Annotated in this window: 7 protein-coding genes and 1 riboswitch; of the genes, 2 read left to right on the top strand and 5 right to left on the bottom strand. The window is 65.5% G+C overall.

Annotated elements, in window-relative coordinates:
• Positions 1-211 precede the first annotated feature (211 nt).
• Together ABZX86_RS37465 and ABZX86_RS37460 are read right to left on the bottom strand one after the other, a co-directional pair.
• A complete protein-coding gene (locus tag ABZX86_RS37465) occupies positions 212-1,720 on the bottom strand; it encodes a DUF222 domain-containing protein (RefSeq protein ID WP_355130758.1) in 1,509 nt (502 codons plus the stop codon).
• Positions 1,721-1,866: 146 nt separating this feature from the next.
• On the bottom strand, positions 1,867-2,541 hold the full coding sequence (locus ABZX86_RS37460; RefSeq protein ID WP_355130756.1) for a TetR/AcrR family transcriptional regulator: 675 nt from the start codon (positions 2,539-2,541) through the stop codon (positions 1,867-1,869).
• Positions 2,542-2,707: 166 nt separating this feature from the next.
• Here ABZX86_RS37460 and ABZX86_RS37455 point away from each other — a divergent pair, with 166 nt between their 5' ends.
• Complete coding sequence (locus tag ABZX86_RS37455; protein WP_355130754.1) at positions 2,708-4,036, top strand: lipase family protein; 1,329 nt, start codon at positions 2,708-2,710, stop codon at positions 4,034-4,036.
• A 115-nt stretch (positions 4,037-4,151) separates the two neighbouring features.
• Positions 4,152-4,278: riboswitch (TPP riboswitch) on the top strand.
• A complete protein-coding gene (thiC, locus tag ABZX86_RS37450) occupies positions 4,270-5,937 on the top strand; it encodes a phosphomethylpyrimidine synthase ThiC (RefSeq protein ID WP_355130752.1) in 1,668 nt (555 codons plus the stop codon). (Overlaps the previous riboswitch by 9 nt.)
• A gap of 107 nt (positions 5,938-6,044) precedes the next feature.
• On the opposite strand, the gene dmpI is transcribed toward thiC, so the two are convergent.
• The 3 genes from dmpI to ABZX86_RS37435 are packed head-to-tail and all read right to left on the bottom strand — an operon-like array spanning position 6,045 to position 8,274.
• A complete protein-coding gene (dmpI, locus tag ABZX86_RS37445; RefSeq protein WP_355130750.1) occupies positions 6,045-6,311 on the bottom strand; it encodes a 4-oxalocrotonate tautomerase DmpI in 267 nt (88 codons plus the stop codon).
• Between the two features lie 55 nt (positions 6,312-6,366).
• Positions 6,367-7,275, bottom strand: coding sequence for a LysR substrate-binding domain-containing protein (locus ABZX86_RS37440; RefSeq protein ID WP_355130748.1), 909 nt, complete (start codon positions 7,273-7,275; stop codon positions 6,367-6,369).
• Positions 7,276-8,274, bottom strand: coding sequence for a peptidylprolyl isomerase (locus ABZX86_RS37435; protein ID WP_355130746.1), 999 nt, complete (start codon positions 8,272-8,274; stop codon positions 7,276-7,278).
• Between the last annotated feature and the right edge of the window lie 14 nt (positions 8,275-8,288).

The following is an 8,288-nucleotide window of genomic DNA, read 5'->3' as shown; positions in this document are numbered from 1 at the left end:
TACCTTCCGGGCCAAGGAGATACCTGCGGTACCAGCGGGGTCGACCGGCTGTGGTCCGGTTTCAGAGACACAACACGAAAAGACAAGAGCCGAAAAGACTAAGGACGCCTGGAACATAGGGATCGAGAACAAGAACCCGAAAACCCATGTCCGGCAACGACCTTTAGCACCGACAGGATCAACCTGTCGGTGACACCAGGGGCGGGGGAACCTATTGTCGCGCCGGGGGCGTGGAGGTCCGGCGGATCGAGCGGTCCTGAACCGGTTGCGGGCGCGCCGGATTGCAGTAGCTGCGGGGGCTCACCGATGGCGGAACCTCAGTCAACAACTCAGCCGGATGATGCAAGTGATTGACCCGCGGAGTCCGAGACGGATCCACATGCGCCGGAGCGATCCACGCCGTCCGACCCGGGAAGTCCGAATCCGCACCGAGCTTGATCGTCTTCCACCCGCGTGGCCCGTCCTTGACCAGAGCGTGGCAGTGATCGCACGCCAAGGTCAGGTTCTCGATATCAGTGGGGCCGCCCTTGCTGAACTCGGTCACATGATGAGCCGCCGCCATACTCGCCGGAGCGCTGCAACCCGGGCGCGTGCAGCCACGTTCGGTGGCGATCAACGCCAGCCGCTGTGCCGGGTTCGCCAACCGGGCTTCCCCGATGTGCAACGGCATCCCGTTCTTGTCCTTGACGAGCACGTATGTCTTGGACCGGCGTGCGGCCAACTTCACCGCGTCGGGGACCGGCACGATGCCCCCGGTGGCGGTGGTGGCCACCCCGGAAACACGTTCGACGTCCTCGATGCTCATCGTCAGGATCGTCGACACCGGCAGGCCACGATGGGAACCGAGCTTGGCGGGGTTGAAATCCGGGTGCAACACGGCCATGAGGGCGTCGTGCTGGCGTTGGGCCTTCGAGCGCTCGTCACGTGCCGCGCACGCCTCCAGCACATCCCGCGGCACCGGGTTGTCCTCATCCTCAGCCCACGGGCTTTCCTTGTCCGCGGGGTTGCACATACCCGGACGCGCCAGCTTCGCCATGACCGCATCGAAAGCCGCACGCGCGTCGGGGGTGAGCTCGACGGTGAGGGTGGACATCAGGTCGTAGCGTTGCGGGCTCAGAACCGCACTGCGCCGGTTCTGCCGGTCAACGTCCTCGGTCAACTTGCCGTCGGGGTCCAGGTAGCCCAGGATCATCTCCCCAATACGCGGCAAATGCGTCGGATCCAAGGCACGGGCCTGCCGGGCGAGTTGTTGTTCGGCGTAGGCACGTGCCTCGGGAGCGACCTTGCCGGGCAACCGGTTCATCACCTGCCGGATGACCCGCACATGATCGAGGGAGATCGCCCCCTCATCGAGGGCTTGGGCGGCGTTCGGCAGCACCGGGGCCGGGTCAGGCTCGTCACCGACGCGATGCCACACCGCGAGATCCTCCGCGGTGCGCCACCGGTTGATCGCGTCCCCGTGCGAAATGTGCAGCACCGATTGCAAATACAACGCCGGGCTACCCGACCCGTTGAGAGCGGGCAGCGACCGGGCGCAGGCTTGCACGATCAGATCCCGCTGCACCGACGCCAACCGGCGAGTGCAGGTCTCGATCTGCTGCATCAACGCCACAATGTCGGTGTCGGACACCGGAATCAACGGCAGGGTGGTGAGGGAATCGACCGCGGCGGCCAGTGCTTGCGCACCGGTCGCGATTGCGGATTCTCCCCCTGATTCCATGCCTCTATTCTACCTCCAGAAAACAGACCTCGAAAGGCGAATTACGTTGTGATATAAGGATATTCAGAATATCCGATCTTCACCTTTTGCCGCTTTCCGTTCTGCGCCTTTCGTTTTCGTCCTTCTTGTCCAGGCGTCTTTTGTCTTTACCGCTCGCCCCGCCGACCGTTGTCGACCACCGCGATGAATCGCGTCAGGTCCTCCGTCAGTGTCTCGACGGCGTCGGCTTCTCCACCATCGTCGTGATGGTGCAGCCAGTCGGCGACCAGTTCGAACATGCCGCCGATGGTGGCCAGGCAGAGGGCCAGGCCCTGGCGGTCGGTGAGCGAATCCTGGTGTGGCCATTGCTGGTTGAGGAAGGCGGCGGCCCAGCGGCGGTTGCTGCGGCGTTTGGCTTCTACAGCCGGGGAGATTCCGCCTGCTTCGCCGAAGGTGACCTTGGCGAGGCGGGGGTCGTCGGCGATGGCGTGCACGAAGGCGGTGGTGAGGGCGCGCAGGCGGTCGGGCCAGTCCTGCCCCTCGGTGTCGGCGGCGGTTTCCGCGACCCGCTGCTGGATCTGTGCGGTGATCTGTTCCAGCAGTGCCGTATAGCACGCCTCCTTGCTGTCGAAGTGGTCGTAGAAGCCTTTGGTGCCGACGTAGGCCTGCTGACAGATCTGCTCGATCGACGTTCCCGAATAGCTTTGCCGAGCAAAGAGTTCGGTGGCGGCGGCGAGCAGTTGCCGGCGCCTTTGCGCACTGCGCTCGTCCGCGTCGAGGCCGCGGATCCGGCGGCGCACAGGGGTCCGGTCTGGCGCCGCGGCCGGTTTGCTGCGGGTCATGCCATGACGATAGCCGGGAGTGTTTCAGAAAGACATCTTGTTGACAACACGGTGCCGTGTTGTAATCGTCGTCACGTCGATGAGGAAGGGAACAGACGTGGCTATCAATGGGGATCGCCGGCAGAGGGGGTGGCGGCGGTTTACCGCGGCCGCGCTCTCGACGGCAATGACGGCATCCATCGCGGTACTGCTGGGGGGCGCGGCCACGGCACCGGCCGCCGCACAGCCGGAACCGGTGAATGTCGACCAGTTCTACAGTGCGCCAGACGGTTTCGAATCGACCGCACCGGGCACCATCCTGCGCTCTCGCGAAGTGCAGCTGGCGGTGCTCACCGTATTGCCGGTGCACATTCGCTCCTGGCAATTGCTTTATCGCACAACCGATCTGAACGGACAGCCCGCGGTCGCGGCCACCACCGTCGCGATACCGGAGGGCGCCGATACCTCGCACGGCCGCCCGCTGGTATCGCATCAGTTCTTCTACGACAGCACCTCACCGAACTGCGCGCCGTCGTATGTCCTGCAGCAGGGCGGCGGACTGCCCGCGCTGGAGGGCATCCACTCCACGGTCGAGTACCTGGAGCTGGCGGCCTCGATCAGCCAGGGCTATGCCATCAATGTTCCCGACTACGAAGGGATTTACGGGCACCTCGCGGTCGCCAAGGAACCCGGCTACATGATTCTGGACAGCGTGCGCGCGGCGGAAAGCTTCTCCCCGCTCGGCCTGGACGGTGTCAATACCCCTGTCGCACTGTGGGGTTACTCCGGCGGCGGCATGGGCAGCGGCTGGGCCGCCGAGATGCAGCCGACCTACGCACCCGAGCTGAATATCAAGGGCATCGCCATGGGGGCGCCCGTCTCGGACGTGGAATCGCTTCTGCACGTGAATGGTTCGATGTTCGCCGCGCTCATCGGCGTCGGCATCGCCTCACTGCGCAATGCCTATCCGAAGTTCGCGGACGCCGTCGACCGCTATATGACACCGGAGGGCCGGGCGATCATGGATCGCACCGCCGGCCAGTGCCTGCCGCGCAATGCGCTCACCCTCATGTTCACCGACTACCAGCGCATGCTGACCATTCCCATCGCCGACTTCCTGGCACTGCCGGAGGTCAAGGAGGTCTTCGATTCGACTGTGCTGGGCAGCAATCCGCCCACCGCGCCGACCATGGTCTACCAGGGCGTCTACGACGAGGCCGTGCCCTGGTACACCAACGATCGCATGGTGCAGCAGTGGTGCGACGGCGGCACCTCGGTCTACTACAAGCGCGACCATCTCAGCGAACACCTGACCCTCACCACCCTCGGCATGGCGGACGCCTTCAACTGGATCAAGGGCCGCTTCGCACCCGGCGCACCCGATCCGGTCGGCTGCCGCACCGACAATGTGGTCACCATGCTCGGCAATCTGGACGCCCTGGCGACCCAGACCGAGATCAGCCTGAACGCCACCTTCGGCGCACTGGGCTGGCCCATCGGCCCGCAGGAGCACTGACCCGCTGGGCGGCCGCTCGTGTGGCCGCCCAGTTCCCGCGTGTCACCTGCGCGGACAGTTCTGTGTGATTGTCCGAGTCCGCGTACTCCGGCAACCCGGTAAGGTCGGCCACGGTAATCATGCCAACGGGGGCTCGCACCAGCGGGCTGAGAGGACGGCTAGCCCATTCGGGCGGAGCAGGGCCGTCGACCGTATGAACCTGACCGGGTAATGCCGGCGTAGGGAGGATTCACATGTCATCGAAGTCTGTCGTGCCCAAGGGCGGTTCCGCCGTAGTCGATACCGTGACAACCGGACCCATTCAGGGCAGCGTCAAGCATTACGAGCAGGTCGAGGCCGATGGCACGACGCTGCGGATTCCGGTGCGGCGCATCAACCTCACCAATGGCGAGAAGTTCGACGTCTACGACACCTCGGGGCCGTACACCGACGACAATGCCGTGATCGATCTGCAGGCCGGGCTGCCCAAGGTCCGCGACACCTGGACCAAGCCCGATGTTCCGGGTCCGCGCACCCAGCTGGCCTGGGCGCGCGCGGGCATCATCACCCCGGAGATGCACTTCATCGCGGCCCGCGAAGGCGTTGCCGCCGAGCTGGTACGCGATGAGGTCGCCGCCGGTCGCGCCGTGATCCCGGCCAACCACAATCACCCCGAATCCGAGCCGATGATCATCGGCAAGAAGTTCCTGGTGAAGATCAACGCCAATATCGGCAACTCGGCCGTGAGCTCCTCCATCGCCGAGGAGGTGGAGAAGATGGTGTGGGCCACCCGCTGGGGCGCCGACAACATCATGGATCTGTCCACCGGCAAGAACATTCACGAAACCCGCGAGTGGATTCTGCGCAACTCCCCCGTCCCGGTCGGCACCGTGCCGATCTACCAGGCGCTGGAGAAGGTGAACGGCGATCCCACCCAGCTCACCTGGGAGCTGTACCGCGACACCGTCATCGAGCAGGCCGAGCAGGGCGTCGACTATATGACCGTGCACGCGGGTGTGCTGCTGCGCTATGTGCCGCTCACCGCCAAGCGCGTCACCGGGATCGTCTCGCGCGGCGGTTCGATCATGGCGGCGTGGTGTCTGGCGCATCATCAGGAATCGTTCCTGTACACCAACTTCCGCGAACTCTGCGAGATTCTGGCCAAGTACGACATCACCTTCTCGCTCGGTGACGGCCTGCGCCCGGGTTCGGTCGCGGACGCCAATGACGAGGCCCAGTTCGCCGAACTGCGCACCCTCGGCGAGCTCACCAAAATCGCGAAATCCTATGGCGTGCAGGTGATGATCGAGGGCCCCGGCCACGTTCCCATGCATAAGATCGTGGAGAACGTGCGGCTGGAGGAGGAACTCTGCGAGGAGGCCCCCTTCTACACGCTCGGCCCGCTGGCGACCGATATCGCGCCCGCCTACGACCACATCACCTCGGCCATCGGCGCGGCCATCATCGCGCAGGCAGGCACCGCCATGCTCTGCTACGTCACGCCCAAGGAGCATCTGGGCCTGCCCAACCGGGACGACGTCAAGGTCGGCGTGATCACCTACAAGATCGCCGCCCATGCCGCCGATCTGTCCAAGCAGCACCCGCACGCCCAGGACCGCGACGACGCACTGTCCAAGGCGCGCTTCGAATTCCGCTGGCACGATCAGTTCGCGCTCTCCCTGGATCCGGATACGGCCCGGGAGTACCACGACGAGACCATGCCCGCGGAGCCCGCCAAGACCGCGCACTTCTGCTCCATGTGCGGCCCGAAGTTCTGCTCCATGCGCATTTCCGCGGATGTCCGCGAATATGCCGAGAAGCAGGGGCTCACCGATGTGGCGGCCATCGAGGCCGGTATGGCCGAGAAGTCGGCCGAATTCGCCTCGACGGGCAATCAGGTCTATCTGCCGGTCGTCTCCTAGAACACACGTAATACGCACTGGGCGTGCACTACTCGGTTCATAGCCGAGTTGTGCACGCCCGGTTCGTCCGCGCCGGAGAGTGCTCCCCGACGTTGTTGTCGCACAACCTATTTCTTGTCGGCGGTGAGCGTTCCCCCGATGGCCCAGCTGTCGGTCGGGACCTCCTGGATCCACACCTGCACGGCCTCGGCGGGAATCTGCAGCGCGTCGACAAAAGCGTCGGTCACCCGGCGCACCAGCTCACGCTTGAGTTCGACGGTGCGGGGACCCTGCTGAATGGTGACGATGGGCATGACTGCTCTCCTCTGCGATGTGCTGAATTCGATTGGCCCCGTCCGATTTCCGGTTCTTCCGGCGGCCTGAGAACAGTTCACCGCAGCACGAGGCCGCGACCAATGGCCAGTCCGTTCACGCAGCGATAAGCAATCCTTATCGTGCTTCCGAACCCACCTGCTCACTCTCGGAAATCAGCCTGACCAGCAGATTCAACTGCGGCGACGCGGCGCCAGACCGCACCGCCAATCCGATGGGCAGCGACATGCCCGCCTCCGCGAACGGCCGGAACGCCACCCTCGGGTTGTGCACCAGGCGAGCGTTCGACGCGTAGACGACGGTCCACATCGGTGCGCCGGCGCCCACCGCGGCCATGGTGTCCTGCAAGGTGCTGGAGGCGGGCGAGGGCAACGGGACGGGCTCGAAACCGGCACGCTGACAAGCCGAAAGCACCAGATCCACCAGCGCCGGATGCTCGCGCCGCTCGATCAGCCGGATCGGGAGCGAGACCAGATCGGCAAGGCTGACCGCCTCCTGCGCGGCCAGCGCATGCCGGGCGGGCAAGGCCACCACGAGCGGATCATCCCAGGCGGGAAGCAGATCCAGCTCCGGACTGTCCTGCGGCGACCGCACGAACGCGGCGTCCAATCGCCCGTCGGCCACCTGCTTGATCCGCTCCTGCACCGGCAGCGCCACCAATTCGACCCGCATCTGCGGCGCCCGCTCGGCGAAACCCTCCAGCAGCGCGTCCAACCGCTCCCCGAGCCCGGTCACGGTGCCGAGACGGAAGACCTCCGCACGCCCGCCTGCCAGATCCGCCACCGAAGCCCGCGCTTGATCGGCGGCGGCCAGCACGGCGCGCGCCCCCGGCAGGAACCGCAATCCCGCCTCGGTCAATCGCACCCGGCGCGGAGAGCGTTCCAGCAGTTGCACTTTCAGATCCCGCTCCAGCCGCTGCACCTGCTGGCTGACCGCCGGCTGCGCAATATGCAATCGCTCGGCGGCCCGCCCGAAGTGCAATTCCTCGGCCACCGTCACGAAGTACCGCAATTGACGCAGTTCCATCTACTGCGCCTGAATCGAGCTCACATCGACGGGAAGCTTCGGACTGCCGTCGCCCGGGCCCATTTTCTCGTCCGTCCCACCGGCCGCGATCTTGTCGAGCACCGCGAGCCCGGCCGGGTCGATGGTCCCGAAAACGGTGTAGGAGGGCGGCAATTGCGAATCGCCGTAGACGAGGAAGAACTGACTGCCGTTCGTGCCTGGGCCGGCATTCGCCATGGCGAGCGTGCCGCGCGGATACAGCACCGGTCCGGAGGCCGCCGCGGCATCGGTCGAGCCGAAGGTGTCGGTCGGATACTCGTCATCGAATTCGTATCCGGGACCGCCCATTCCGGTGCCCGTCGGATCGCCGCACTGCAGCACCTTCAGATCGTCGGCGGTGGTCAACCGGTGGCAGTGTGTGCCGTCGAAGTAGTGCTGCGCCGCCAGACTGCTGAAACTATTGACGGTGCAGGGTGATTCGGCACTGTTGAGACTAAGCCCGACACTCCCCTGCCCGGTGGCCATCACATACTGCGTCACCGAGGAACTCGCATTCGCCGGAACACCATCGGTTTTCGGCATTTGCGCCTGCCCCTGCTGCGGCCCGGCCTTCGTCCGGTAGACACAACTCACCGCATCGGGTTTCGTTCCGGGAGCCGGTAGTGCGCCTCCGGCAGGTGCAGCCTGTGCGGTAGTGGAATCAGGAGCCGATTCAGGGGCCGACGCGGCGGCCGACGTCGTCATGGGCAGTGCGGTGCCCGTCTCCTCGGACTTCTTCGAGTAGACGACCGCCGCGACCACGAGCACAACAAGCGCCACGACCACCGCGGGAATGGCCACCAGCAGCCACTTCGGCACCGATCGGCGCGGCGGACCCGGCGGCGGAAATCCCGGCCCGGGGCCGTACACCGGCGGACCGGGTGGATAGGCGCCCGGCGGCAGCGGCGGCGCGGGATACGCGTCCCGCGCCGAATGAACCGGTTGCTGCTGTGGCGGCATCCCCGCCGGATCCTGATTCATGCTGTCCTCTCACC

The organism is Nocardia sp. NPDC006630, from assembly GCF_040611495.1.
Lineage (GTDB): Bacteria > Actinomycetota > Actinomycetes > Mycobacteriales > Mycobacteriaceae > Nocardia.
The sequence above is the reverse complement of the archived record's forward strand: the minus strand, read 5'-3'. Positions and strand labels throughout refer to the sequence as shown.

What these genes read in the sequence shown, in the direction of transcription:
- ABZX86_RS37465 (WP_355130758.1), bottom strand. Translation starts at nt 1,720, where the DNA reads ATGGAATCAGGGGGAGAATCCGCAATCGCGACCGGTGCGCAAGCACTG.
- ABZX86_RS37460 (WP_355130756.1), bottom strand. Translation starts at nt 2,541, where the DNA reads ATGACCCGCAGCAAACCGGCCGCGGCGCCAGACCGGACCCCTGTGCGC.
- ABZX86_RS37455 (WP_355130754.1), top strand. Translation starts at nt 2,708, where the DNA reads ATGACGGCATCCATCGCGGTACTGCTGGGGGGCGCGGCCACGGCACCG.
- thiC (WP_355130752.1), top strand. Translation starts at nt 4,270, where the DNA reads ATGTCATCGAAGTCTGTCGTGCCCAAGGGCGGTTCCGCCGTAGTCGAT.
- ABZX86_RS37440 (WP_355130748.1), bottom strand. Translation starts at nt 7,275, where the DNA reads ATGGAACTGCGTCAATTGCGGTACTTCGTGACGGTGGCCGAGGAATTG.
- ABZX86_RS37435 (WP_355130746.1), bottom strand. Translation starts at nt 8,274, where the DNA reads ATGAATCAGGATCCGGCGGGGATGCCGCCACAGCAGCAACCGGTTCAT.